Source organism: Streptomyces sp. NPDC005808 (assembly GCF_042871385.1).
Classification (GTDB): domain Bacteria; phylum Actinomycetota; class Actinomycetes; order Streptomycetales; family Streptomycetaceae; genus Streptomyces.
On record NZ_JBIAIK010000017.1, the window covers coordinates 158704 to 183189 of the forward strand.

At 69.7% G+C, this 24486-nt stretch carries 24 protein-coding genes and 2 pseudogenes; 18 read left to right on the forward strand and 8 right to left on the reverse strand.

Translation table 11 applies throughout. The features are described from left to right. Nucleotides 1–42 precede the first annotated feature (42 nt). A complete protein-coding gene (mshD, locus tag ACFYPC_RS31190) occupies nt 43–969 on the forward strand; it encodes a mycothiol synthase (RefSeq protein ID WP_391889393.1) in 927 nt (308 codons plus the stop codon). Nucleotides 970–1191: 222 nt separating this feature from the next. Here the strand turns inward: mshD and ACFYPC_RS31195 are convergent, their stop codons facing one another. The 5 genes from ACFYPC_RS31195 to ACFYPC_RS31215 all read right to left on the reverse strand — a co-directional run bounded on the left by ACFYPC_RS31195 (nt 1192) and on the right by ACFYPC_RS31215 (nt 6101). Continuing rightward, the gene (locus ACFYPC_RS31195) at nt 1192–2061 is read right to left on the reverse strand and encodes an ABC transporter (protein ID WP_391889395.1); all 870 of its coding nucleotides are present in this window, start codon (nt 2059–2061) and stop codon (nt 1192–1194) included. Then, a complete protein-coding gene (locus ACFYPC_RS31200; protein WP_391889397.1) occupies nt 2052–3629 on the reverse strand; it encodes an ABC transporter permease in 1578 nt (525 codons plus the stop codon). Before ACFYPC_RS31200 ends, ACFYPC_RS31195 begins: the two co-directional genes overlap by 10 nt. Next, complete coding sequence (locus tag ACFYPC_RS31205; protein WP_391889400.1) at nt 3626–4588, reverse strand: ABC transporter ATP-binding protein; 963 nt, start codon at nt 4586–4588, stop codon at nt 3626–3628. Before ACFYPC_RS31205 ends, ACFYPC_RS31200 begins: the two co-directional genes overlap by 4 nt. A 95-nt stretch (nt 4589–4683) precedes the next feature. Continuing rightward, the gene (locus ACFYPC_RS31210; RefSeq protein WP_391889402.1) at nt 4684–5553 is read right to left on the reverse strand and encodes a zf-HC2 domain-containing protein; all 870 of its coding nucleotides are present in this window, start codon (nt 5551–5553) and stop codon (nt 4684–4686) included. Beyond that, the gene (locus ACFYPC_RS31215; RefSeq protein ID WP_391889403.1) at nt 5550–6101 is read right to left on the reverse strand and encodes an RNA polymerase sigma factor; all 552 of its coding nucleotides are present in this window, start codon (nt 6099–6101) and stop codon (nt 5550–5552) included. The genes ACFYPC_RS31210 and ACFYPC_RS31215 overlap by 4 nt, the downstream gene beginning before the upstream one ends. A 123-nt stretch (nt 6102–6224) precedes the next feature. On the opposite strand from ACFYPC_RS31215, the gene ACFYPC_RS31220 reads away from it, so the two are divergent. From ACFYPC_RS31220 to ACFYPC_RS31255, 8 genes and pseudogenes are all read left to right on the forward strand, one after another. After that, entirely contained in the window at nt 6225–6614 is a 390-nt protein-coding gene (locus ACFYPC_RS31220; protein WP_391889464.1) for a GntR family transcriptional regulator, read from the forward strand. Next, nucleotides 6611–7513 carry an ABC transporter ATP-binding protein gene (locus tag ACFYPC_RS31225; RefSeq protein ID WP_391889405.1) on the forward strand — a complete coding sequence of 301 codons (903 nt, stop codon included), beginning with the start codon at nt 6611–6613 and terminating at the stop codon, nt 7511–7513. The genes ACFYPC_RS31220 and ACFYPC_RS31225 overlap by 4 nt, the downstream gene beginning before the upstream one ends. Beyond that, nucleotides 7510–8520: an ABC transporter permease gene (locus tag ACFYPC_RS31230; protein ID WP_391889408.1), complete on the forward strand. Its 1011-nt coding sequence runs from the start codon at nt 7510–7512 to the stop codon at nt 8518–8520. Before ACFYPC_RS31225 ends, ACFYPC_RS31230 begins: the two co-directional genes overlap by 4 nt. Next, the gene (locus ACFYPC_RS31235) at nt 8517–9521 is read left to right on the forward strand and encodes a hypothetical protein (RefSeq protein ID WP_391889410.1); all 1005 of its coding nucleotides are present in this window, start codon (nt 8517–8519) and stop codon (nt 9519–9521) included. The genes ACFYPC_RS31230 and ACFYPC_RS31235 overlap by 4 nt, the downstream gene beginning before the upstream one ends. 302 nt (nt 9522–9823) lie before the next feature. After that, complete coding sequence (locus tag ACFYPC_RS31240; RefSeq protein WP_391889413.1) at nt 9824–12055, forward strand: RNA degradosome polyphosphate kinase; 2232 nt, start codon at nt 9824–9826, stop codon at nt 12053–12055. Next, a complete protein-coding gene (locus ACFYPC_RS31245; protein WP_391889416.1) occupies nt 12036–13100 on the forward strand; it encodes a CHAD domain-containing protein in 1065 nt (354 codons plus the stop codon). Before ACFYPC_RS31240 ends, ACFYPC_RS31245 begins: the two co-directional genes overlap by 20 nt. Before the next feature lie 41 nt (nt 13101–13141). Continuing rightward, a pseudogene (locus tag ACFYPC_RS31250) lies at nt 13142–13258 on the forward strand (DNA mismatch repair protein MutT); the annotation flags it as partial. A gap of 30 nt (nt 13259–13288) precedes the next feature. Beyond that, the gene (locus tag ACFYPC_RS31255) at nt 13289–15001 is read left to right on the forward strand and encodes a recombinase family protein (protein WP_391889419.1); all 1713 of its coding nucleotides are present in this window, start codon (nt 13289–13291) and stop codon (nt 14999–15001) included. Between the two features lie 47 nt (nt 15002–15048). On the opposite strand, the gene ACFYPC_RS31260 is transcribed toward ACFYPC_RS31255, so the two are convergent. Further along, a complete protein-coding gene (locus ACFYPC_RS31260; protein WP_391889422.1) occupies nt 15049–15480 on the reverse strand; it encodes an NUDIX hydrolase in 432 nt (143 codons plus the stop codon). A 7-nt stretch (nt 15481–15487) separates the two neighbouring features. Here ACFYPC_RS31260 and ACFYPC_RS31265 point away from each other — a divergent pair. From ACFYPC_RS31265 to pstB, 5 genes and pseudogenes are all read left to right on the forward strand, one after another. Then, nucleotides 15488–15691 (forward strand): annotated as a pseudogene (locus ACFYPC_RS31265) (NUDIX domain-containing protein); the annotation flags it as partial. Nucleotides 15692–16054: 363 nt separating this feature from the next. Then, nucleotides 16055–17176 (forward strand): phosphate ABC transporter substrate-binding protein PstS, encoded by a 1122-nt coding sequence (gene pstS / locus ACFYPC_RS31270; protein ID WP_391889425.1) that lies wholly within the window; start codon nt 16055–16057, stop codon nt 17174–17176. A gap of 109 nt (nt 17177–17285) precedes the next feature. Further along, entirely contained in the window at nt 17286–18293 is a 1008-nt protein-coding gene (pstC, locus tag ACFYPC_RS31275) for a phosphate ABC transporter permease subunit PstC (RefSeq protein WP_391889428.1), read from the forward strand. Continuing rightward, entirely contained in the window at nt 18290–19348 is a 1059-nt protein-coding gene (gene pstA, locus ACFYPC_RS31280; protein WP_391889431.1) for a phosphate ABC transporter permease PstA, read from the forward strand. Before pstC ends, pstA begins: the two co-directional genes overlap by 4 nt. Nucleotides 19349–19400: 52 nt before the next feature. Then, on the forward strand, nt 19401–20177 hold the full coding sequence (gene pstB / locus ACFYPC_RS31285; protein WP_391889434.1) for a phosphate ABC transporter ATP-binding protein PstB: 777 nt from the start codon (nt 19401–19403) through the stop codon (nt 20175–20177). Between the two features lie 143 nt (nt 20178–20320). Here pstB and ACFYPC_RS31290 read toward each other — a convergent pair whose 3' ends face one another. Continuing rightward, a complete protein-coding gene (locus tag ACFYPC_RS31290; RefSeq protein WP_391889437.1) occupies nt 20321–20482 on the reverse strand; it encodes a hypothetical protein in 162 nt (53 codons plus the stop codon). Nucleotides 20483–20646: 164 nt separating this feature from the next. Here ACFYPC_RS31290 and ACFYPC_RS31295 point away from each other — a divergent pair, with 164 nt between their 5' ends. Both ACFYPC_RS31295 and ACFYPC_RS31300 read left to right on the forward strand, forming a co-directional pair. Further along, the gene (locus ACFYPC_RS31295; protein ID WP_391889439.1) at nt 20647–21492 is read left to right on the forward strand and encodes a hypothetical protein; all 846 of its coding nucleotides are present in this window, start codon (nt 20647–20649) and stop codon (nt 21490–21492) included. Nucleotides 21493–21617: 125 nt separating this feature from the next. Next, nucleotides 21618–21821 (forward strand): hypothetical protein, encoded by a 204-nt coding sequence (locus ACFYPC_RS31300; protein WP_391889441.1) that lies wholly within the window; start codon nt 21618–21620, stop codon nt 21819–21821. 109 nt (nt 21822–21930) lie between these two features. Here the strand turns inward: ACFYPC_RS31300 and ACFYPC_RS31305 are convergent, their stop codons facing one another. Then, nucleotides 21931–22290: a metal-sensitive transcriptional regulator gene (locus ACFYPC_RS31305; protein WP_391889443.1), complete on the reverse strand. Its 360-nt coding sequence runs from the start codon at nt 22288–22290 to the stop codon at nt 21931–21933. A gap of 290 nt (nt 22291–22580) precedes the next feature. Between ACFYPC_RS31305 and ACFYPC_RS31310 the strand changes: the two genes are divergently transcribed. Further along, nucleotides 22581–23201: a DUF47 domain-containing protein gene (locus ACFYPC_RS31310; RefSeq protein WP_266459195.1), complete on the forward strand. Its 621-nt coding sequence runs from the start codon at nt 22581–22583 to the stop codon at nt 23199–23201. Between the two features lie 7 nt (nt 23202–23208). After that, nucleotides 23209–24207, forward strand: coding sequence for an anion permease (locus ACFYPC_RS31315; RefSeq protein ID WP_391889446.1), 999 nt, complete (start codon nt 23209–23211; stop codon nt 24205–24207). Nucleotides 24208–24486: the final 279 nt, after the last annotated feature.

Here is a 24486-nt window from a genome sequence, read left to right on the forward strand (position 1 = left end):
GCCTCTCGATCCCTCCGGGCGGCTCGCCGTACCCTCATATCCATGACCAGCGACGACACCGCACAGCCCGGCCTCTCCCGCGCCATCGAGACCCACTCCGCGCTCTCCCCGGCCCAGGCCGAGGACGTGCTCAGGCTGCTCGCGGAGGCCGCCAGGACCGACGGTCAGCAGGCGGTCTCCGAGCAGGGGCGTCTGCAGCTGAAGGGCGGAGCCCGTCCCGGCGTACGGCATCTGCTGCTGACCCTCGGAGACGAACTGGTCGGGTACGCGCAGCTGGAGGACACCGACCCCGTGGAGGCCCCGGCCGCCGAGCTGGTCGTCCACCCGGCGCACCGCGGGCGCGGGCACGGGCGGGCGCTGGGCGCCGCGCTGCTCGCCGAGTCAGGGAAGCGGCTGCGGGTGTGGGCGCACGGCGGGCACTCCGCCGCCCGGCATCTCGCCCAGGTCCTCGGGCTCACCCTCTTCCGCGAACTGCGGCAGATGCGGCGCCCGTTGACAGGCCTGGAGCTGCCCGAGCCGAAGCTCCCGGGTGGCGTGCATGTCCGCGCCTTCGTGCCGGGCCGGGACGACGCCGCCTGGCTCGCGGTGAACGCGGAGGCCTTCGCCCACCATCCCGAGCAGGGCTCCCTCACCCAGCGCGACCTGGACGACCGGATGGCCGAGCCGTGGTTCGACCCGTCCGGCTTCTTCCTCGCCTTCCGCGACGGCGAACTGATCGGCTTCCACTGGACGAAGGTGCACGCCGAGGAGCAGATCGGCGAGGTGTACGTCGTGGGAGTGCGCCCCGGCGCGCAGGGCGGCGGACTGGGCAAGGCGCTCACGACGATCGGGCTACGTCACCTCGCCGGACAGGGTCTGCCCACCGCGATGCTGTACGTCGACGGTGACAACAAGGCAGCGGTCACGGTGTACGAGCGGCTCGGCTTCCACACCCACGAGACGGACCTGATGTACCGCAGCGAGTCCTGACCCCCGACGGAGGGTCCTTCTGGGGCTCCGCCCCAGACCCCGCTCCTCAAACGCCGGAGGGGCTAAAGATTTCTGGCCCGTCCGGCGTTTGAGGACGAGCGCGTTCAGCGCGATACGGGGGTCTGGGGGCGGAACCCCCAGGTACGGGACGGGTAGGGGCGGCGGGGGCGAAAAACCCTCACGCCCCCGCCGACGAAGAGCCGCGCTGTCAGCGCTGACGCGTCACCGCCGCAAGGCGGCCATCACCGACTGCCGTCGCAGGGGCTCCGCCCAGGCCGCCGCCCCGACCACCACCGCCACGACCAGGATCCCCGCCCACCGGTCATGGGCGCCGTCCCAGCGCGGGTCGTTGACCGCCACGACGAGCGCCCACCGGTCCGGGACCAGCAGGGCGGCGCACAGCCCGGCGCCCAGCAGCACGCCCGACACCGCGATCCCGGGCTCGGCCACTTCCGTGCACCGCACCACCACGGCCGCGCCGGCCAGGGCAAGTGCGGCGACGGCGGCGGCCTCCAGGGTCACCGCGCCCAACGGCGGCCGGACCTCCTCCGGTACGAGGAGCAGCGCGGCCGTCCAGCAGAGCGCGGTGAACGGGACGGCGAACGCCACCCGGAGGCCGGTGCGCACCGGGCGCCGGGTCGGTACCGCCGCGGTGGTGTGCCGGGCGGGGTCGTCGAGCAGGAAGGCCAGGCCCAGGCCGAAGGCGAGCGCGGCGGCCCGCAGGATGTTGAGGCCGGGCCAGCTGTCGCGGGAGACCGACAGCAGCCACGGGGCGCCGGCGAGCAGCAGCCCCAGGATCGCCCCGGCCGCGAGGGCCCGGCGGGGCAGGGTGCGCCACACGGGGCGCAGAAGGGCGCGGATCACTGCGTACGTACGCCTCCTGGACGGTTCACCGGTGCCGGTGCCGGTGCCGGACGCCTTGGACGGAGTACGAGTACCAGGCGCCTTGGACTGTGTACCGGTGCCGGCCGACCTGGACGGTGAGCGGGTGTCGGCCGCTCCGGACGGTGCGCGGGTGCCGCCCGCTCCGGACTGTGCGCGAGCGCCGGCCCCCCTGGACAGCGCGCCCCCGCCGGGGGCGGCTACCCGCACGACTCGTCCTCCGTCGCGTCGGCAGTTCCCTTGGGCGCGGCCGATACTCCCAGCAGTTCGGCCACCCGCGCCGTGGACGTCTCCGGGGAGGTGAGTTCCGTCCAGTGGGACTTCACCTTGGGGATGACGCTGTAGCGGGGCTTCTGAAGCAACTCCCGTACGATCCGGGTCTGTTCGGCGGTCATGGAGACCCCGTTCGTGGGCGACAGGACGACCGCGGAGCCCTCGATGCTGTCGCCGAGCCGGACGTTGCGGAATGCGGCCATCGGGTCGGACTCGGCGCCCAGCGCCAGCCACATGACGGTGACCGAGCGGGGGTCCCCGCTGCACCATTGGCTGGGGACCGCCTCGCTCCCCGCCACCAGGACGGAGGCGACTCCGACGGCGAACTCGGGGACCCGGTTGCCTCCCCACTGCGTGCCGACGGTCACCGTGCCCGGTGTGGTGGACGCTTCGAGCGTGCTGTCGCTGGTCAGGCCGTAGCGGGCGTCGATCCGCTGCCGTACGGTCAGCCGCTCACCGCCGGCGGCGCCGCCCGCCAGGGACTGGACGCGGTCGACGACCGGGGACCAGTCGAGGGCGGCGCGGGCATCCCACTCGGGGAATGTGCAGTAGGTGGACCTGCCGTACTCGTGGCAGGTCTGGAACTCCTCCGGGCTGACGGACATCTTCGTACGGGCCGCGATCAGGGCGGCCGAGTCACCCTGCGACTGCCCGGCGACACCCGCGACCGTGGCGGCCAGGGTGACGGCGGTCGCCGCCTGCACGATCCGCTGACGACCGCCGCTGACCAGGACCGCGGCGCAGACCAGGACCCCGACGAGCCCCACCAGGTACAGCGCGTGCCAGGCGGCCGGGCGGCCGATGAGCTCGGACGGGAACGGAGCGGCGCCCGTCTCGGTGACGACCGGCGACAGCCACTGCTGCCAGCGTGGGCTGCCCGTGCTGGAGGCCAGCAGGACGGGCAGGATGACGACGCCGACGACGAAGAGCGGAGCGGCGAACGAGGACCGGACCAGCCGGGCGAGCAGCACGCCGAGGACGCCGGACAGGAGCACGGCCAGCGGTCCCACGGCCAGTTCGGCGAGCGAGGGGTGGCCGACCGCGCCCGGCTTCCGCGCGACCCAGACGATCTGGAAGGCCACGACCCCCGCAGTGATCACCGCGTACGGCACGACGGACAGCGCGTGTGCCACCGTACGCCGCCACGGTTCCATCACCAGGACGTCGAAGTGCCGGTCGGTGCCGCGCCGGTGGGAGCGCAGGACGGTCCGGTTGACGACGATGAGCAGCGCGACGCCGAGGACCAGCGGAGCGGACTGGGTGCTCCGGTCGACGTCCTGGAGGGCCGGGAACTCGTCCATGCCCTCGCGGCCGTTGAACAACTCCCAGCCGGTGGAGCCGAGGTAGAGCAGGAGGAAGGCGAACACCGGTATGTGGAGGAAGAGTTGATGTGCCTCGAAGCGGGCGAGGGCGATGACGGCCTTCGTCCTGTGCCGCACGGTCCACGGCGCCGGCTCCACCCCCGTGGGTGCCGCCTCCGTAACCGGTCCGGTCGTGATGCTCACGCGGCCGCCACCCCCGAGGTCTCGCCGTTCTCGCCCGTCCCGCCCGTCCTGCCGGTCCCGCCCGTCCTGCCGGTCCCGCCCGTCCTGCCAGTCCCGGCCGTCTTACCCGTCTCACCCGTCCCGCCGTCGAGGGTGAGCAAGTAGCCGTCCTCCAGGGTCGGTTCGAGGAGCTCGGCACCCTGGGGCGGGTCGCCGACGTTGCGGAAGGAGCCGGTGCCCGTACGCCAGCCGGCGCGCGCGGCCGGGTCGCGTTCCGTGCTGCTCCACACCCGGCCCGCCGCACGCGCGGTCAGTTCGGCCGGGGTGCCCTCGAAGCGGACGCGCCCGCGGGCCATGACGATCACACGGTGGCAGAGCATCGCGACGTCCTCGGTCTGGTGGGTGGACAGCAGAACCGTCCGCCCTTCTCCCGCCTGGGCGATCAACTCCCGGAAGCGCATGCGCTGTTCGGGGTCCAGTCCGACGGTCGGCTCGTCGAGGACGAGGAAACCGGGGTCGCCGACGAGCGCGGCGGCCAGCACGACCCGCTGCCGCATACCGCCGGACAGCTTCTTGATGCGCCTGCTCCGTACGTCGGACAGGTCGACGGCGTCGAGTACCCGGCGCACCTCCCGGTGCCGGGCGGTGCGGTCGGTCATCTCCTTCAGGATCGCCACGTAGTCGACGAACTCGAAGGCCGAGAAGTCCTCGTGGAACCCCGGGGTCTGCGGCAGGTAACCCAGCTCGCGCCGCACGTCCAGGCGCCCGGCCGCCGTGCCGGGGTCGTGTCCGAGCACCGTGAAGGCTCCCCGGTCGGCGGGCACGGCGGTGGCGAGCACCCTCAACAGGGTGGTCTTTCCTGCCCCGTTGGGCCCGAGGAGCCCGGTGACCCCCTCGCCGAGGCGCAGCGAGACGTCGTCGAGGGCGAAGGTTCCGCCGTAGCGGAGGGTCAGCCCGGAGGCGGAGACGGTGGGCGTCATACGTACGGCGCTCCTGTCGGAGAGGCGGGCGGAAGAAGGGTGGGCGCAGGGGCGGTCACAGGGCACCCCGCGGGCGAGGTCCGCGAAGGCGCCGGTCATGCGCCGCCCCCGCCGGAGAAGGGAACGTGCGCGGGCGCCGAGTCGAACCGGTCCCGTACGAGATAGAGCAGCCCGACGGCGAGCACGGCGACCGTCCCGGCGATGCCCTGCCCCGCCGCTGTGAACGGCGCGAGCGTGGCGTGCTCGGCGGTCGTCGCCCGCGCCGCAAGCAGCAGCGCGACCCAGGCGCCGCCGACCAGCGAGGGCGCGAGGACAGGACCGAGGCGGGGCGTCAGGGCGAGCCCGGTGCCGGTGAGGGCGAGCGCGGGCAGCAGCCAGGCCAGCGCGCGCAGCCCGTAGGTGGGCAGCGCGAGGGTGGCGAGCCCGTTCAGACCGAGGCCGACGGTGAGCACGGCGACCGTACGGATGAGGAGGAGCCGGAATCCGTGCGTCGGGGAGACGACGGCCATCTCGTACGTCGGGTCCAGCGTGGGCCCGTACGCCAGGGCGACCCCGGCGAGCGGAAGCAGCGGCGCGAGGGCCAGGAACAGCTTGGGGGTGGCACCGGCGTCCACCGAGTAGGTGGCCGCCACGGTCATCAGGAGCACGGCGGTGACCGCAAGGAGCCAGGAGCGGCGCAGTACGGGGGTGGCCGCCAGCAGCCGTGCCGTGTGGTCGGCGACACCGAACCGCACGAGCAGGGACTCGACCAACCCCGGGCGCGGCGCGTCCAGTTCGGCGTCGAGCCGCTCCCAGCCCGCGTCCAGCACGAGCGGATCGCTCACGGCCGCCAGCGCCTCGCGGCACCGCGCGCACGAGGCGAGGTGCGTGTCGGCGGACCAGAGCCTGGGCGGGGTCAACTCGCCCTGCGCGTAAGCCCGGAGGTCCTCCTCCGGCACATGCCAGGTGATGTCACTACGGCTCATGCCAGTGCCTCCCGCAACTGCTTGCGCGCACGCAGTGCCCGCGTCTTGACCGTGCCCGGCGGAATGCCGAGCAGGACGGCCGCTTCCCGGGTGGTGAGCCCGTCGATCACCGTGGCCTGGAGCACCGCGCGCAGTTCGGGCGAGAGCCGGGTCAGGGCACCCGCGAGGTCGCCGTGCTCGACGCCGGCCAGGACGCGCTCCTCGGCGGAGGCCTCGTCCCGGTGCCGAAGGCGGGCCAGCGCCTGCCGCAGCCGCCCGCGCGCACCGTCTCCGCGCAGGGTGTCGATGAGCCGCCGAGAGCCGATGCGCCACAACCAGCCGGCGGCGTCTCCGGGGGAACCCTCCTCTCGGTAGCGGGCGGTGCCGCGCCACACCGCGAGGAAGGTCTCCTGCACGACGTCGTCGACGACCCCGGCGTCGGCGCACCGGCCGCGCAGCCGCGCGGTCAGCCACGGCGCGTACCGCCGGTACAGCTCCTCGAAGGCGCGCCGGTCACCGTCCGCCGCGATGGCCCGCAGCAGCTCCCCGTCGCTTCTCGTTTCCCTCACGCCCCCTCATCGGACGAGCCCGGCCGAACGGTTCACACCCACCGGAGAAATCTCGTTCTTGACAGCGATCACCATCATGCACCACCCTTTCACTACTCAATTAGTGAAAGGGTGGTTGCCGTAGTGGTGGAGTACCGCATCGACCGGCGCAGCGGTGTCGCCACGTACGTCCAGATCGTCCAGCAGACCAAGCAGGCGCTGCGCCTGGGACTGCTCGAACCGGGCGACAAGCTCCCCACGGCCCGCGAGGTCGTGGAGGCCACCGCGATCAATCCGAACACCGTCCTCAAGGCCTACCGCGAGCTGGAGCGCGAGGGCCTGGTCGAGGCCAGACGCGGCCTCGGCACCTTCGTCAAGCGCTCACTGGGCAGCGCCCCGGCCGACTCGCCCCTGAGCGCCGAACTGCAGGCGTGGGCGGCCCGCGCCCGCGAGGCCGGACTCCAGCGCGACGACGTGGCAGCACTCTTCACCGCCGTACTCGATGAACAGTTCAGCAAGGGAGACCAGGAATGACGGATACCGCCTTGGAGGCGGCCGGACTCGGCAAGAGGTTCGGGCGGCGCGGCGGCTGGGCACTGCGCGAGTGCACGTTCCGGCTCCCCGCCGGACGCGTCTGCGCCGTCGTCGGACCGAACGGCGCGGGCAAGTCGACCCTGCTGGCCCACGCGGCCGGACTGCTCGCCCCCACCGAGGGCTCCCTGACCGTGCTCGGCACGCACCCGGCCGCCGCCCGCGAACGCATCGCGTACGTCGCACAGGCCAAGCCGCTGTACCCGCAGCTCACCGTCGCCGACACGCTCCGCGTGGGCCACGACCTCAACCCGGCCCGCTGGGACGCCTCCGTCGCCGAGCGGATCGTGGCGAAGGGCGACCTCGACCCGAAGAGCCGGATCCGCTCCCTGTCCGGCGGCCAGCGCACCCGCGTGGCCCTCGCCCTCGCGCTCGGCAAGCGGCCCGAACTGCTGCTCCTGGACGAGCCGATGGCCGACCTTGACCCGCTCGCCCGGCACGACCTGATGGGCGCGCTGATGGCCGAGGCCGCCGACCACGGCACCACGGTCGTGATGTCCTCGCACGTCGTCGCCGACCTGGAGGGCTCCTGCGACCACCTGCTCCTGATAGGCGGCGGCCGGGTCCGCCTGGCGGGCGACCTGGACGACCTGCTGGCCGCGCACACCCTCCTCACCGGACCGGTCGGCGACCTCGCCCCGCACACCGTCGTCGAGTCCCGCACCACCGGACGCCAGCTCACCGCGCTCGTCCGCCCGAACGGGTCGCTCTCCGACGGCTGGCAGAGCACCCGGCCCTCCCTGGAGGAACTGGTCCTCGCGCATCTGCGCAACCCCGAAGCGCCCGCGCTGTCCCTGGACGCCACCCCCACTTCCACCGCCGCCCAGGAGCCCGTCGCATGAGCGCCGTCACCCCCTTCGCCACGACACGGGTGATGCTGCGGCTGCACCGGCCCGCGCTGTACGTCTGGGCAGGCGTACTCCTCGTCGCCGGAGCCCTACTGCTGTGGCTCTACGGCCCGCTCACGGACGCGGCGGCCTCGGCATGGCGGCAGTGGAACAGCTGCGCCATGGAGGCCTGTGTCTACGACCAGGACGCGATCCTCACCTACAAGTCGCTCGCGCAGTACACGACCTTCGCCGTCGCCTTCGTGCCGTTCCTCGTCGCCGCCTGGGCCGGCGCCTCGCTGACAGCACGCGAACTGGAGACGGACACCGCGCAGCTCGCCTGGACCCAGTCGGTCTCACCGGCCCGCTGGCTGGCGGCCAAGCTGGCGGTCCCCGCCGCGCTGGTCACCGCCGGAACAGGTGTGCTGGTCCTGCTGCACAACCTGGTGTGGTCCAAGGGCCACGGGAAGATCGACACGGCCAAGCCCTGGACCGACCTCCTCACCTTCCACGCCAACGGCACGACGACGGTCGCCTTCGCCCTGTTCAGCCTGGCCACCGGCGCCCTCGTGGGCCTGGTGCTGCGCCGCTCCCTGCCCTCGCTCGTCGTCACGGTGGCGGCGACGGGAGTCCTCTGGACGGCCGTCACCCTGGCGCGCGCCCGCCTCTGGCCTTCGGTGACCACCGTCACCGCCCTCACCGGCGACGGCCCCAAGAGCCTGGGCCTCACCGTCGAAGAAGGGCTCCTCACCGCCTCCGGCACGCGCATCCTCAACCCGCACTGCGGCACCAGCAACGTCGCCGAGTGCCGCGACCTGTACGACCGCCTCGGCGCCGTCAGTTACTACACCGACTCCCACCCCTTCTCCCACTACTGGCCCCTCCAGCTCACCGCGACCGCCCTGATCCTCGCCCTGACCGCACTCGCGACCCTCGCCGCATTCCGTCTGCTGAAGCGCCACACGGCCACCACCACCGCCGTCACCGCCATCACCGCCGTCACCACCAAGGAGCGCGCATGACCGCGGCCACCGCCACGCGTCCCCTCGCCCGGCGCCCCTCCCCGCTCACCCCGCGCGGCACGGTCCGGACTGCGCTGCGGCTGCACCGCGCCGCGCTGCTGATCTGGGCGGCACTGGTCGCGACGACCGCGGCCGGCCTGCTGTGGGCGTACGGCTTCGGCGCGGACGCCGTACGGCAGGAGGCGCGACAGCTGAAGCCATCGTGCGCAATGGACTCGTTCTGCGGGGACATCCCCCATGGCGCGACGCTCTCCTACGAAGCGGTCGCCCAGCTCGGCGCCTCCGCCATCGTCTACCTGCCCTACCTCGTCGCCGCCTGGGCGGGCGCCACCCTCGTCGCCCGCGAGCTGGAGAGCGGCACGGCCGCCCTCGCCTGGACTCAGTCAGTCACGCCCGCGCGCTGGCTCGCGGCCCAGCTCGCGGTCCCGGCCGCGCTGATCACCGCCGGCACGAGCGTGCTGGTGCTGCTGCACCGCCTGATGTGGACCGACGGCCAGGACATCCTCTACCAGGACTGGTACGAGACAGACGCCTACCGCTCCAACGGCACGGTCGCCGTCGCCGCCGCCCTGTGCGCACTCGCCGTGGGCGCCCTGGCGGGCATGCTGGTCCGCCGTACGCTGCCCGCGCTGGGCCTGGCCGTCCTCGTCACTGTGGCCGTACAGACTCTCGGCGACCTCTACCGGGTCAGCCTGTGGCCCGCGATGACCATCACCGGGGCAACCGCCTCCAACCTGCCGGACAGCGCATGGCAGCTGGAACACGGCGCGGTCCTCACCTCCGGCAAGCGGATCGGCAACAACCTGGCCTGCGTCGAATACGACACGGGCGCCGACATCAAGAGCTGCATGAGCAAGAACGGCATCTCCGACCTCTGGGCCACCTACCACCCCTCCTCCCACTTCTGGCCCCTCCAGCTCACCGAAACCGCACTCCTCCTCACCTTCACCGCTCTCGCCGTCTTCCTGGCCTTCCGGGTCCTGAAGCGGCGTACCGCCTGACAAGCGGTGTACGGGCCGACAAGTCCCGAATGGGGGTGTCTCCCGGCCCGCGGACTTCCGGGAGACGCCCCTCCATATCCCGCACGTCATGTCGCCGTAACCATTGATTCAGACGACCTTGCGACGCTCGACCAATGAACCCCGCCGTGCCAGAGCCTCCGCCCTCCGGGGAGAGCGAGCCCCTGCCGTCGACGGCGAAAGAGCCCGCGCCTGCCCCGAGGAACGGGAATATCCGCCTCGCCGCGCTGCCGCTCGCCCTGTCCGACGCGCCGGTAGTGCCTCCGGCGCGGAAGAATGGGTCCATGAACCAGCCAAGCGCTCAGGCCCCGGTCCAGCACGCACAGCCGTCGGTGGGCTCCATAGCCGCGCACCGCCCGCACACCGTGGCGGCGAACGTCTCCGACCTGGAGCCCGACCTCGACGCCGACCTCGACGAGTACGAGGACCTGGTGGAGGACGGCGTCCAGCTGCCGCAGGGCCGGTTCCTGGACCGCGAGCGCAGCTGGCTGGCGTTCAACGAACGGGTTCTGGAGCTCGCCGAGGACCCGAACACCCCCCTCCTGGAGCGCGCCAACTTCCTGGCGATCTTCGCCAGCAACCTGGACGAGTTCTTCATGGTCCGGGTGGCGGGCCTGAAGCGCCGTATCGCGACCGGTGTGGCCACCAAGTCCGCCTCGGGCCTCCAGCCCCGCGAGGTCCTGGAGATGATCTGGGCCCGCTCGCGCGAGCTCATGGCCCGGCACGCGGCCTGCTACCAGGAGGACGTGGCCCCCGCACTCGCGGAGGAGGGCGTCCACCTGGTCCGCTGGAGCGAGCTGACGGAGAAGGAGCAGGCCCGCCTGTTCACCCTCTTCCGGCATCAGATCTTCCCGGTCCTCACCCCCCTCGCGGTCGACCCCGCGCACCCCTTCCCGTACATCTCGGGCCTGTCCCTGAACCTGGCCGTCGTCGTACGGAACCCGGTCAGCGGCCACCGCCACTTCGCGCGCGTCAAGGTCCCGCCGCTGCTCTCCCGCTTCCTGGAGGCCGCCCCCAACCGCTTCGTCCCCATCGAGGACGTCATCGCGGCCCACCTGGAGGAACTCTTCCCGGGCATGGAGGTGCTTGAGCACCACACCTTCCGCCTCACCCGGAACGAGGACCTGGAGGTCGAGGAGGACGACGCCGAGAACCTGCTCCAGGCCCTGGAGAAGGAGCTCATGCGGCGCCGCTTCGGGCCGCCGGTGCGCCTTGAGGTCGAGGAGTCCATCGACCGGTACGTACTGGACCTGCTGGTACGGGAGTTGAAGATCTCCGAGGCGGAGGTGTACCCGCTGCCGGGTCCCCTCGACCTCACCGGACTCTTCGGCATAGGAGGCCTGGACCGGCCCGAGCTGAAGTACCCGAAGTTCATCGCGGGCACCCACCGCGACCTCGCCGAGGTCGAGTCGGCGTCCGCGCCCGACATCTTCGCCGCGCTCAGGGAACGGGACGTCCTGCTCCACCACCCGTACGACTCCTTCTCCACCTCCGTCCAGGCCTTCCTGGAGCAGGCGGCGAGCGACCCGGACGTACTGGCCATCAAGCAGACCCTGTACCGGACCTCGGGCGACTCGCCGATCGTCGACGCGCTGATAGACGCCGCCGAGTCCGGCAAGCAGGTCCTCGTCCTGGTCGAGATCAAGGCCCGCTTCGACGAACAGGCCAACATCAAGTGGGCCAGGAAGCTCGAAGAGGCCGGCTGCCACGTCGTGTACGGGCTCGTCGGCCTGAAGACCCACTGCAAGCTGTCGCTGGTGGTACGCCAGGAGGGCGACACCCTCCGCCGCTACTGCCACGTGGGCACGGGCAACTACCACCCCAAGACCGCCCGCCTGTACGAGGACCTGGGGCTGCTCACCGCCGATCCGCAGGTCGGGGCCGACCTCTCCGACCTCTTCAACCGGCTCTCCGGCTACTCGCGCCGCGAGACCTACCGCCGGCTGCTCGTCGCGCCCAAGTCCCTGCGCGACGGCCTGATCTCGCGGATCAACAAAGAAGTGCAGCACCACGAGGCAGGACGCCCCGCGTTCGTCCGTATCAAGGTCAACTCGATGGTGGACGAGGCGATCATCGACTCGCTGTACCGCGCGTCGCAGGCCGGGGTACCGGTCGACATCTGGGTACGCGGCATCTGCGCGGTCCGGCCCGGCGTCACCGGCCTGTCCGAAAACATACGGGTGCGCTCGATCCTCGGCCGCTTCCTGGAACACTCCCGGGTCTTCGCCTTCGGCAACGGCGGCGAACCCGAGATCTGGCTCGGCAGCGCCGACATGATGCACCGCAACCTCGACCGCCGCATCGAGGCCCTGGTGAGGATCACCGACCCGGCCCACCGAGCAGCCCTCAACCGGCTGTTCGAGACCGGTATGTCCGACACCACCGCTTCCTGGCACCTGGGCCCGGACGGCGAATGGACCCGGCACGCGACCGATGCCGACGGCCAGCCCCTGCGGAACGTCCAGGAGATGCTCATAGACGCCCGGAGGCGCCGGCGTGGCACAGCAACACCTTGACCCCACCGACCCCACGGTCCGCGCCGTCCCCGTTTCGGGGGATGCCCTCGCAGGCTATCTGCGGGCCCAGGCAACGGAGTTCCTCCGTTCGCTGCGTCAGCACCGGGAGACCGGCGGCGGGGGTGCCCCCACGCGAGCGGGTTCGAGCGTGGGGGAGAACGGGTCGGACGAGTCCGTCGACGCGGCGCGCGCACTGCGCCGCTCGGCCCGCCGGATCAGCGGCTCGCTGCACACCTTTCGGCCGCTGCTCGACCCGGACTGGTCGGAGCGCATGCGCCCCGAACTGGCCTGGCTGTCGGGCACGTTGGCCCGCGAGCACGCCTACTCGGCGCGCCTGGAGCGGCTGATCGGCGCGCTGAACCGGCTGTCCGGCACGAGCTTCCCCACGCAGGCCGGACCCGAGGCGGGCCCAGCACCCAAGAGCAACCTGACCATCGGCGCGGCGAAGGCGGGCGCCCTGCTCGACCGCCAGCTGACCCTGGCCCGCACCCGCGCCCACTCGGCCGCCCTCCAGGCGCTGGGCTCCTCCCGTTTCCACGCCGTCGCCGACAGCGTCGCCGTCCTGGCCAGCGAGGTCCCGCTGACCCCGGCGGCCGCCACCGCCGACCTGAGCCCGCCGGCCGCCGCGGCGGAGAGCCGCCTGCTCGACGCCGTCGGTACGCTGCCGCTGCTCACCGCGGGCCACCCCTACAACGCGGAGGCCCTCGTGCACGGCCTCTCCGCCGACACCGCCCCCCAGCCGCAGGACGCACCCTGGCACCAGGTCCGCCTGCTGCTGCGCCTGCACCGCTACGCACGCGAGGTCCTGTACGGCGAGGAGTGCCCTGTCGACGTACGCCTGCTCGCCGCCGGCCAGGCCCTGAACCAGCACCGGGACGCGGCGGAGGCAGCCTCGGCCGCGGCGTCCGCGGCCCGCACCCCGCGCATCGCCCCGGCGACGGCGTACGCGCTCGGCGTACTCCACGCCGACCAGCGGCACGAGGTGGAGGCGGCGCGGTTCGCGTTCCAGCAGAGCTGGCAGAAGGAAGCGGTTCCCACCCGGTAGGGACCCCGCGGAACGACCCTCTTGAAGGGACCGGATGCCCGATGACCGACGACGACACCGTCCAGGCGGCCGGCTGCGTCCTGTGGCGCCCTTCCCCGGTCGCCGGCGAGCTGGAGATCTGCCTGGTCCACCGGCCGAAGTACGACGAATTACGACATCGGCAATGACGGTGGACTACCGTGACGGCCGTGATCGACACCAGGAACCCGGCGAGGCCGTCCAAAACGTTCTCTCGCTCCTACGTCGCCCCCGACCTGCAAGCACACTTGGATGCGGGCGGGACCGTCGAGGAGTGGCTGGGCGACCGCACACCCATCGCCTCTATGGCTCGCATCTCGGCCGACCGGCTGAAGGGTGACGCCATCGGCGTTGGCCGCCAGCACAAGAACAACACGAGGAACGCGACCCTCCACGGCTGCGCCGTCGTGATGCACTACGAGGACAACAACATCACGGCGGCCAAGCGTGAGGTGAAGCGTCCGGCCTTCCTCCAGATGGTTCGGGACATCACCCATGGAGCGGAGGAAGAGACCGGCATCCCCGTCAGAGGGGCAATCGCGGTTGAGCGTGAGCGCGTCTGTCGACTGCCGCGCGACTTCATCGCCCTGCAAGACGCGTTGGTTATGGTCGGCAACGGAGTCTTCATTGAGGACAAGATCGCTCTTGATCTCGTCAACGATGACGGTGCGATCATCTCCGGCCTTGTCATCTCCGGCACCGGAGAAGCAGAGGTCGAGAGGACTCAGAAGCGGACCAGGCGGAACGCCAAGGACCGAGCAGAAGAGGGCAAGGTCTATGGGGGCCCCCGCCGCTTCGGCTGGCTCGGTGCGTCAAAGGACCCGTATCGGCTGGGCAACGACAAGAAGAACCCTGAGGAGTGGCCCCACCTGGTCGAAATGATCAAGAAGAGGGCAGGTGGCCGGTCATGGCGCCACATCACCGGCTGGATCAACGAACAGAGGGTGCCTACGGCTAGAGGCGGCAAGTGGTCTGAGCAAGGCGTGAAAGCGCTCGTAGCCAACCCTGCCTGGTGGGGCGGTCGAGTGCTCGACGGCCAGCTTGTGGCGGACGCCCAGACCGGAGAACCCACGATTGGAGACTGGGAGCACGCCGACTCCGAGGTTGACGGGATCGGCTATGAGGCCTGGAAAGGAATCATGGCTGGCGTGCAGGCCAACCGGCTTCACAGAGGCATGCAAAAGGCGCCCTCTTCTGCGGCGGCAGGGGGGAGCGAGGCGCTTCGTAGCCGTACCTACCTGTTCTCAGGGGCACTCAGATGCGGCCGGATCAACAACCTGGACGAGGTGTGCTACTCGAAACTGTCCGGCAACAAGGCTTCGGGAAAGAACGCTAAATATGGCGACTACTACAGGTGTGGAGACGCCAACTGCAAGGGCGTGGGTCGCCGAGTTGCACCGGTTGACGAATTCCTGGAAGAACTGATGTTGTCCTACTTGGACAAGAATTTCACAGGAACGGAGGTCCGCACTCCGTGGCGAGGGGCAGAAAAGCTTACGTCCTTGATCCGGCAGCGGAAGGACATCAAGACGTCAGTTGCGGACGGCGAGACTGAATGGCGTGATGTGCACGACATCCTGACTCGCCTGAATCGCAACATCAAGACCCTTCAAGAAGAGCAACAAGACCACCTCAAGAAGGAGTCGAAGAGGAACCTCCTCAGGGGGTGGAGTCGCGAGAAATGGGGTCAAATGGAACTCGAAGAGAAACGAGAGGTGATCTCTGAGGTTCTTGCCTCCGTCGTTGTCATGCCTGTTCCGAAGGGAAGGACAGACAAGGCTCCGTTTGACCCCACTCTACTGAAGGTGTCCTGGCGCAAAGACAATCCAAGCATTTCTCGATATCCAGGCCCAGAAGGCCCGCCAGAGCTTGACGTTGCTTAGGCTCCGACCCAGTTCCGGATTCACTGCCTTCGCACCAATTCTTCTCGTCACAGCTCCCCCCGCGACATGCCGAGGCTGAGGAGAAGGAGGGGGACCAAGTCCTTGTCCCTGCCGTTGGTGAGTCGGTCGTGTGCTTCGTGCGGATTCAGCCACACGAGAGAGCTCACCTCTGAGTTCGGTTCGAAGTCTCCACCGGTTGCCTCTGCTGTCCAGTAGCGAACCGTCTTGGGGCGCCCTTGCGCGTCGATGTAGTACGCGGAGGGGAGTTCCGTTCCGAGACGGCACGTCATACCTGTCTCTTCCTGCACCTCCCGAACAGCAGCCTGCTGGGAGGTCTCGCCGCACTTGAGCTTGCCCTTGGGCCAGGACCAGTCAGCCCACTTAGGCCTGTAGATCAAGGCAAGTTCGATGCCCTCACCGGAGGGCGAGCGGCGCCACAGGACACAGCCAGCCGCACGAACCACAGATTCGCCGTCCATGGTCCCCATGCTGCCGCATCTGGTCCGCAGGCCGCCCGAGCTGCGACACTTTTCACCGTTGTCAGAGGTCATACGAAGCTGGTCGCACCCCAAAGGCAAGCTCAAGCGCGGCGAGGAACCTCTCGCGGCCGCCCTGCGCGAGGTCGAGGAGGAGACCGGGTTCCGCTGTGTGCCCGGCGCTCGCCTCCCCTCCGTCCTCTACTACGCGGACGCGCACTCTGCTGAGCGCGCTGAATCCCGCCCGGTGCCGTGACAAGGGATAACCGGACCTCCCGGCATCGGCGGACTTACCACCGGCGTCGCAACATGTGCGTAGCCGAATGATTACGTAGAGTTTGCTTCCGGGTCCCACAACCTGGGATCTCTCTGTGTCCTTGACGTAAGCGTTCCGTGACCTCACCGCACCGTCCTCAGGGGTTCACCCCTCGTTCACTTTCGGCCATCGGCGCCTTCACCTGATCTGCCTAATTTCGGCCTTACAAGGTGTGAAGGGCATTCATGGACGACTCCTTCGCATCACACAGACTTCGCACGCCGCCACCAGACGGCGGCTCCTGGAAGGAACTCCCGAAAAGTGAAGCTTCAGCGCATGAACCGGCGGGCCATCACCCTCGGTGCTCTCGCCGTCTCCGGCGCCCTGGCCCTCACGGCGTGCGGCTCGGACGACACTGGTGCTTCTGGCAACGCGAGCGCGTCGTCAGGCTCGACCAGCTCGATCAAGTGTGATGACGCCAAGGGTCAGCTCCTCGCCGACGGCTCCTCCGCGCAGAAGAACGCGATCGACGCCTGGGTCAAGCAGTTCAGCTCCGCCTGTGGCGTGCAGATCAACTACAAGGGCGGCGGCTCGGGCGCCGGCGTCACCGCGTTCACGCAGGGCACGGTCGCCTTCGCCGGCTCCGACTCCGCGCTGAAGCCCGAAGAGGTCACGGCCTCCAAGGCGGTCTGCACCGGTGGCCAGGCCATCGACCTCCCGATGGTCGGCGGCCCGATCGCGGTCGGTTACAACGTCCCGGGTGTCGACAACCTGGTCCTGGACGCGCCCACCATCGCGAAGATCTTCGACAGCAAGATCACCAACTGGAACGACGCCGCGATCAAGGCGCTGAACCCCAACGCCACGCTCCCCGACCTCAAGATCCAGGCGTTCCACCGCTCGGACGAGTCCGGCACCACGGACAACTTCACCAAGTACCTGATCGCCGCGACGCCCGACAACTGGAAGTACGAGGGCGGCAAGGCCTGGCAGGCCAAGGGCGGCCAGTCCGCGAGCGGCTCCAGCGGTGTCGCCGCGCAGGTCAAGCAGACCTCGGGCGCCATCAGCTACATGGAGCTCTCGTACGCCAAGGACGGCATCAACGCCGCCTCCCTGGACACGGGTGCCGCCGCTCCCGTCGAGGCCACCGTCGACAACGCCACCAAGGCGATCGCCGACGCCAAGGTCGTCGGCACGGGCTCGGACCTCGCGCTGCAGCTGAACTACACGACCAAGGCCGAGGGCGCGTACCCGATCACCCTGGTCACCTACGAGATCGTCTGCGACAAGGGCAACAAGGCCGACACGCTGCCCGCCACGAAGGCGTTCCTGACCTACATCGCCAGCGAGGACGGCCAGGCGCTCCTCGCCGACGCCGGCTACGCGCCGATCCCCGCCGACATCATCTCCAAGGTCCGCACCACCATCGCGGGCCTGAGCTAGTTCCCGACGGTGCGGTCCGGCCCCGCCACGGGGCCGGACCGCACCGCGTCCGGTGCACCGCCGCCAGGAGCCCCACATCTCGTGCGACTCCGCAGACCGGAGAACTCTGATGGATATATCGACCAAAGACGCAGAAACACCTTCCCCAGCCCCCGGACCCTCCGTGGCCGAGCAGAAGCGCGCCAGTCGCGGCGCCACCCGACCCGGTGACCGAGTCTTCCTCGGTCTCTCCCGCGGCTCGGGCATTCTCCTGCTGGTGGTCATGGCCGCCATCGCGATCTTCCTGACCTATCGCGCCACCCTCGCGATCAGCAAGGACGAGAGCAACTTCCTCACCACGTTCGAGTGGAACCCGACCGCCATCCCGCCGGACTTCGGCATCGCCGTCCTGGCCTTCGGCACGGTGGTCTCCTCGGTCATCGCCATGGTCATCGCGGTCCCGATCGCGGTCGCCATCGCGCTGTTCCTCACGCACTACGCCCCGCGCAGGCTCGGCGGCCCCATCTCGTACGTCATCGACCTGCTCGCCGCCGTGCCGTCCATCGTGTACGGCCTCTGGGGCGCCCTCATTCTCGTCCCGCACATGAACGGCCTCTTCGGCTGGCTCAACGACTACCTCGGCTGGACCGGCATCTTCGAGTGGCAGGGCGGCGCCCCGCGCTCGATGCTCACCGTCGGCATCCTGCTCGCGATCATGATCCTGCCGGTCGTCACCAACGTGAGCCGCGAGGTGTTCCGGCAGTCCCCGCAGATGATCGAGGAGGCGGCTCTCGCCCTCGGCGCCACGCGCTGGGAGGTCATCCGCATGTCGGTGCTGCCCTTCGGCCGCTCCGGCGTGATCTCCGCCTCGATGCTGGGCCTCGGCCGCGCGCTCGGCGAGACGATGGCCGTCGCCACGGTCCTGTCGCCGACCTTCGACATCCAGGCCAGCCTGCTCGACCCGGGCGGTGGCACCTTCGCCCAGAACATCGCCAGCAAGTTCGGCGAGGCGTCCGAGCAGGGCCGTGACGCGCTCATCGCCTCCGGTCTGGTCCTCTTCGTCATCACCCTGCTGGTCAACGGCGCGGCCCGCGCGATCATCGCCCGCCGCAAGGAGTACTCGGGGGCCAACGCATGAGCCAGACCCTGAACGTGAAGCGCCCCAGCACCCTGCAGGGCGCGCGGCTGCCCAAGTGGTCCCCGTGGGCGATCGCCGCGGGTTCGGTCGCCCTGGGTATCGGTATCAGCGCCGCGGCCGGGCTGGACAGCAGTATCCAGTGGGGCCTGATGGCCGCGGTCCTCTTCGTCCTCGGTACATTCGGCATCGCCACGCGCGTCGAGGGCCGTCGGCAGGCCAAGGACCGGGTGGCGACCAGCCTGGTCTGGGTCGCCTTCATCCTGGCCGTCGTACCGCTGGTCTCCCTGGTCTGGACGACCCTCTCGCGCGGTGTGAAGGTCCTCGACGTCTACTTCCTGAGCCACTCGATGGGAGTCGTCGGCGACAGCGAGCCGGGAGGCGGCATCTACGCCGCCATCATCGGCAGCCTGGAGCAGGTCGGCCTCGCCACGCTGATGGCTGTGCCGGTCGGTGTGCTGACCGCCGTCTACCTCGTGGAGTACGGGCGCGGCAACCTCTCCCGGGCCATCACGTTCTTCGTCGACGTCATGACCGGCATCCCGTCGATCGTCGCCGGCCTGTTCATCCTGAGCCTGATGCTGCAGTTCGACATGCAGCCCTTCGGCTTCGCCGGCTCGCTCGCGCTGGCGATCCTGATGATGCCGGTCGTCGTCCGCTCCACGGAGGAGATGCTCAAGCTCGTTCCGAACGAGCTGCGCGAGGCGTCCCTCGCCCTGGGCATCCCGAAGTGGCGGACCATCCTGAAGGTGGTCCTGCCGACTTCTCTCGGCGGCATCACCACCGGCATCATGTTGGCAATCGCCCGTATCGCCGGCGAGACCGCACCGGTGCTGCTGCTGGTGTTCGGCAACCCCTTCATCAACAACAACCCGTTCGAGGGTGCGCAGGCCTCGTTGCCGCTGTACATCTACCAGCAGTACGCGAACAGCGCGGGCTCGGGCGCGGCCTACGACCGTGCCTGGGCGGCGTCGCTCACCCTGATCGCCTTCATCATGATCCTCAACCTGGCGGCTCGCGGCATCGCCCGCTGGAAGGCGCCGAAGACAGGTCGCTGACGCGGCCACATCAGCGACTGACGTCTCCCCCTCGAAAGAAGAGTTGAGTGAAATGGCCAAGCGAATCGACGTAAGCGGACTCACCGCTTACTACAGCGCCCACAAGGCGATCGAAGACATCTCCATGACGGTCGAGCCGCGCTCCGTGACGGCCTTCATCGGCCCCTCCGGCTGCGGCAAGTCGACCTTCCTGCGCACCCTCAACCGCATGCACGAGGTCACCCCCGGTGGCCGCGTCGAGGGCAAGGTGCTCCTTGACGACGAGGACCTGTACGGGCACGGCGTCGACCCCGTCGCCGTACGCCGCACCATCGGCATGGTCTTCCAGCGCCCCAACCCGTTCCCCACGATGTCGATCTTCGACAACGTGGCGGCGGGCCTCAAGCTCAACGGCTCCTACAAGAAGTCCGAGCTGAACGACGTCGTGGAGAAGTCCCTCAAGGGCGCGAACCTCTGGAACGAGGTCAAGGACCGCCTGAACAAGCCCGGTTCGGGCCTGTCCGGCGGCCAGCAGCAGCGTCTGTGCATCGCGCGGGCGATCGCGGTGGAGCCGCAGGTGCTCCTCATGGACGAGCCGTGCTCGGCCCTGGACCCGATCTCCACCCTCGCGATCGAGGACCTGATCGGCGAGCTGAAGGAGCGCTTCACGATCGTCATCGTGACGCACAACATGCAGCAGGCCGCCCGTGTCTCCGACCGCACCGCCTTCTTCAACCTGTCGGCGGTCGGCCAGCCCGGCCGGCTCATCGAGATCGACGACACGGAGCGCATCTTCTCCAACCCGTCGGTGCAGGCCACCGAGGACTACATCTCGGGCCGTTTCGGCTGAGCCGACGCCTCCAGAACCCCTCGCGGTGCTGCATGGCGGTGCCACCGCGAGGACGATAAGGGCCCGCCCCTGGTTCCCAGGGGCGGGCCCGCTCGTTTCCCGCCGCGTTCCTGCCACACTCCTGCCACACACCTGCCGGGTTCTTACCGCCGGGGGTGCCCGTCCGCGTCCGTACGGGCCAGGCTGCGGGCTCTTCGCGCCGGGCCGCGCCAGCCGCAGGAGCAGCGGGCGAAGCAGAATCGGCCCTGCTCGACCGTTGTCGTGTGGTGTTCCTGGGCCTGGGCCGTCTCGTCCTGCTGCGCCACTCTGACAACGTTACCCAAGGCAAGTGCCTTTACCTCACCTGCTCCGCAGCGGGATGCGCGGACGCGTGACAAGCACACCCATACGTCGTTAAGCCGAACGACGGGGAGGCCGAGAGCCCCGGGACGGACCGGCTGGGGGTCAGCAGGCGATGGTGGCGCAGGCGATGGCGCGAGTGGCGGAGGACGGGCGGTCCGGCCGGTTGGCGGCAGCGGCCGCGGCGACCGGGCTCCTGGTCGGTGTCTGTGTCACCGGATGCTCGGACGGCGCCGGCGTCGCCGAGGACGCCCGCCCCGGTGCCGACCCCGTCGAGATGGTCCACCGGTCCGCCGACACCCTGCGGCGGACGGGCAGCGCACAGGCCCGTACGTCCATGGAGATGGCCACCGGTGGCACCCGGGTCACCATCCGGGGCGAGGGCGTGTACAACTTCGCGCAGCAGCGGGGCCGGCTGAAGGTACTGCTGCCCCAGGATCCCGCGGGTACCACCGAACACCGGCCCATCACCGAACTCCTCGCCCCGGGCGCCCTCTTCATGAAGAACCGCGGTGCCGGCGTCCCCGCCGACAAGTGGGTCCGCGTCGACACGGCCGGCCTCTCCGACGGAAACCTCGTGACGGGCGGCGCCACCGATCCGTACGCGGCGGCCGAGTTGCTGCGCGGGGCGCGGACGGCGGCGTACGTCGGGCGGACCGAGGTCGCCGGAACCCCGGTGCGGCACTACCGCGGTACGGCCGACCTCGAGGTCGCCGCGAAGACCGCCTCAGAGGGCAACCGGGACGCGCTGAAGGCCGCGGCGAAGGGGTTCGCCACCGCCCAGGTACCGTTCGACGCCTACTTCGACGACGAGGGACGCCTGCGCAAGGTGCGCCACCGCTTCAGCTTCGTCAACGGCTCCCAGAAGGGCACCGTCGCCGTCACCTCGACGACCTTGCTGTACGACTTCGGGGTCGCCGCCGACGTACAGCTCCCGGATTCCGCGGACATCTTCGCCGGAAAGATCGCGGAGTAGCCGGCGGCGTCCTGGGCAGGGGCGGGCGTAGGAGGACTTGGGGGCCGGAAATGGCCCTTCCGTGCCATGCGCGGTGTGTAGGCCGCTACCTACTCTAGGAAGTCGATGACGGCAGGAAGAGGGTGATGTACGTGGCTCCGGTCGGCGGTACGGCAGTTCAGGACCACGTGGCCCTCGCCGAGATCGAGCTGTGCGGAGACCTGATCATCGCGGCCTCGGCCGCTCACGAGGACCGGCTCAGTCTTGAGAGCATCGACGAGGTGCTGAAAGTGGCCGAAGCGCGCGCCCATGAGCGTGAGCTTCAGCAGGCGCGGGCCATGAACCTGTAGCCCGTCCCGGCCAGTCGGGCGTGGCCCGGCCCCCGCCACACCGTTCCCCGCCCGCACAGCGGGGACGTACGTCACGTACAGAGATGTACATCACCCCCACGTAGGGGCATCACGTACGCAGGAGTCGCGCGATCGCCTTCGTCGCTTCCTCGACCTTCGCGTCGATCTCGTCGCCGCCCTTGACGGCCGCGTCCGCGACGCAGTGGCGCAGGTGCTCCTCCAGCAGCTGGAGGGCGAAGGACTGCAGGGCCTTCGTGGAGGCGGAGACCTGGGTGAGTATGTCGATGCAGTAGACGTCCTCGTCGACCATCCGCTGCAGGCCGCGGATCTGGCCCTCGATCCGGCGCAGACGCTTGAGGTGCTCGTCCTTCTGATGGTGGTAGCCGTGGATACCCCGGTCGTGGTCGGTCACGACCTGCTGGGTGGGCTCGCCGGAGGGCGCCGTCGCGCCGGCCTCGGTGGTCGTCATCGCGTCCTCCTGATGATCCTTTCGGCGGTCCCGGAGGGCCTTTGCGACACCTCGCGGGATATTCCGGAGGCCCTTGTCGAGATCCCGTCCGGTTCGCCGCATACATATACCCCTGGCAGGTATATGGTATCGAACTCTGCTGGGTATGGGGCCCTTGCCCGATGCCGGGACCGGACCCCGTGCTGATCACTGTGCCCGATGGGCGACACTGGGAGACGGCCCATTAGCCGTGGCCGGATGATGCACCTAGCATCAGCCTGACCGAAACCGAAGCACCCCGAGGACCCCACGTGCGCTTTCGTCTGACCCCCAGGGAGACGAGCTTCTACGACATGTTCTCCGCATCCGCGGACAACATCGTCACGGGCTCGAAACTCCTCATGGAACTGCTCGGGGCCGACGCCTCCGGCCGGACCGAGATCGCAGAGCGTATGCGGGCCGCGGAACACGCCGGTGACGACGCCACACACGCGATCTTCCACCAGTTGAACTCCTCGTTCATCACGCCGTTCGACCGTGAGGACATCTACAACCTGGCCTCGTCCCTCGACGACATCATGGACTTCATGGAGGAGGCCGTCGACCTGGTCGTGCTGTATCAGGTCGAGGAGCTCCCCAAGGGTGTGGAGCAGCAGATCGAGGTGCTGGCCAGGGCGGCCGAGCTGACGGCGGAGGCCATGCCGAACCTCCGCACCATGGACAACCTCACCGAGTACTGGATCGAGGTCAACCGCCTGGAGAACCAGGCCGACCAGATCCACCGCAAGCTGCTCGCCCAGCTCTTCAACGGCAAGTACGACGCCATGGACGTGCTGAAGCTCAAGCAGATCGTGGACGTGCTCGAGGAAGCGGCCGACGCGTTCGAGCACGTGGCGAACACGGTGGAGACCATCGCCGTCAAGGAGTCCTGACCTCTTCATGGACACCTTCGCTCTGATCGTGACCATTGGCGTCGCGCTCGGATTCACCTACACGAACGGCTTCCACGACTCGGCGAACGCGATCGCGACCTCCGTGTCGACGCGGGCACTGACACCGCGGGCGGCGCTCGCGATGGCCGCGGTGATGAACCTGGCGGGAGCGTTTCTCGGCAGCGGCGTCGCCAATACGGTCAGCGAGGGCCTGATCCAGACGCCTGAGGGCTCGAGGGGGATGGGAATCCTCTTCGCCGCCCTCGTCGGCGCGATCACCTGGAACCTGATCACCTGGTACTTCGGGCTGCCGTCCTCCTCTTCGCACGCCCTGTTCGGCGGCATGGTGGGCGCGGCGCTCGCCGGCGGGACAACGGTCTACTGGCACGGCGTGCTGGAGAAGATCGTGATCCCGATGTTCCTCTCCCCGATCGTCGGCCTGGTCGTCGGCTACCTGGTGATGACCGCGATCATGTGGCTGTTCCGCCGCTCCAACCCCCACAAGACCAAGCGCGGATTCCGTATCGCGCAGACCGTCTCCGCCGCCGGCATGGCCCTGGGGCACGGCCTCCAGGACGCCCAGAAGACCATGGGGATCGTGGTGATGGCCCTGGTCATCGCCGACGTACAGGACGCGGGCGATCCGATCCCGGTCTGGGTGAAGATCATTTGTGCCGTGATGCTGTCCCTCGGCACATACGCCGGCGGCTGGCGCATCATGCGCACCCTCGGCCGGAAGATCATCGAGCTCGACCCTCCCCAGGGCTTCGCCGCGGAGACCACCGGCGCGTCGATCATGTTCGCCTCGGCGTACCTCTTCAAGGCCCCCATCTCCACGACCCACGTCATCACCTCCGCCATCATGGGCGTCGGCGCGACCAAGCGCCTCAAAGCCGTCCGCTGGGGAATCGCCAAGAACATCGTCCTGGGCTGGTTCATCACGATGCCGGCGGCAGCACTGGTGGCGGCACTGAGCTTCTGGCTTGTGAACCTGGCGTTCTTGTAGGGATTTCTCCTCGCTCCCCATGCCCGTATCAGCCCGTCCGGCGTTTGAGGACGAGCGCGTTCAGCGCGATAAGGGGGTCTGGGGGCAGCGCCCCCAGAAGCAAGGGACGGGCAGGGGCGGAGGGGGCGAACAAACCCCCCCCCCCCCCCCCCCCCCCCCCCCCAAACCACCCCCCCCCCCCCCCCCCCACCCCCCCCCAAAACCCCCCCCCCCCCCGGCCCCCCCCCCCGGGGGGGCCCCCCCCCCCCCCCCCCCCCCCCCCCCCCCCCCACGCCCGTT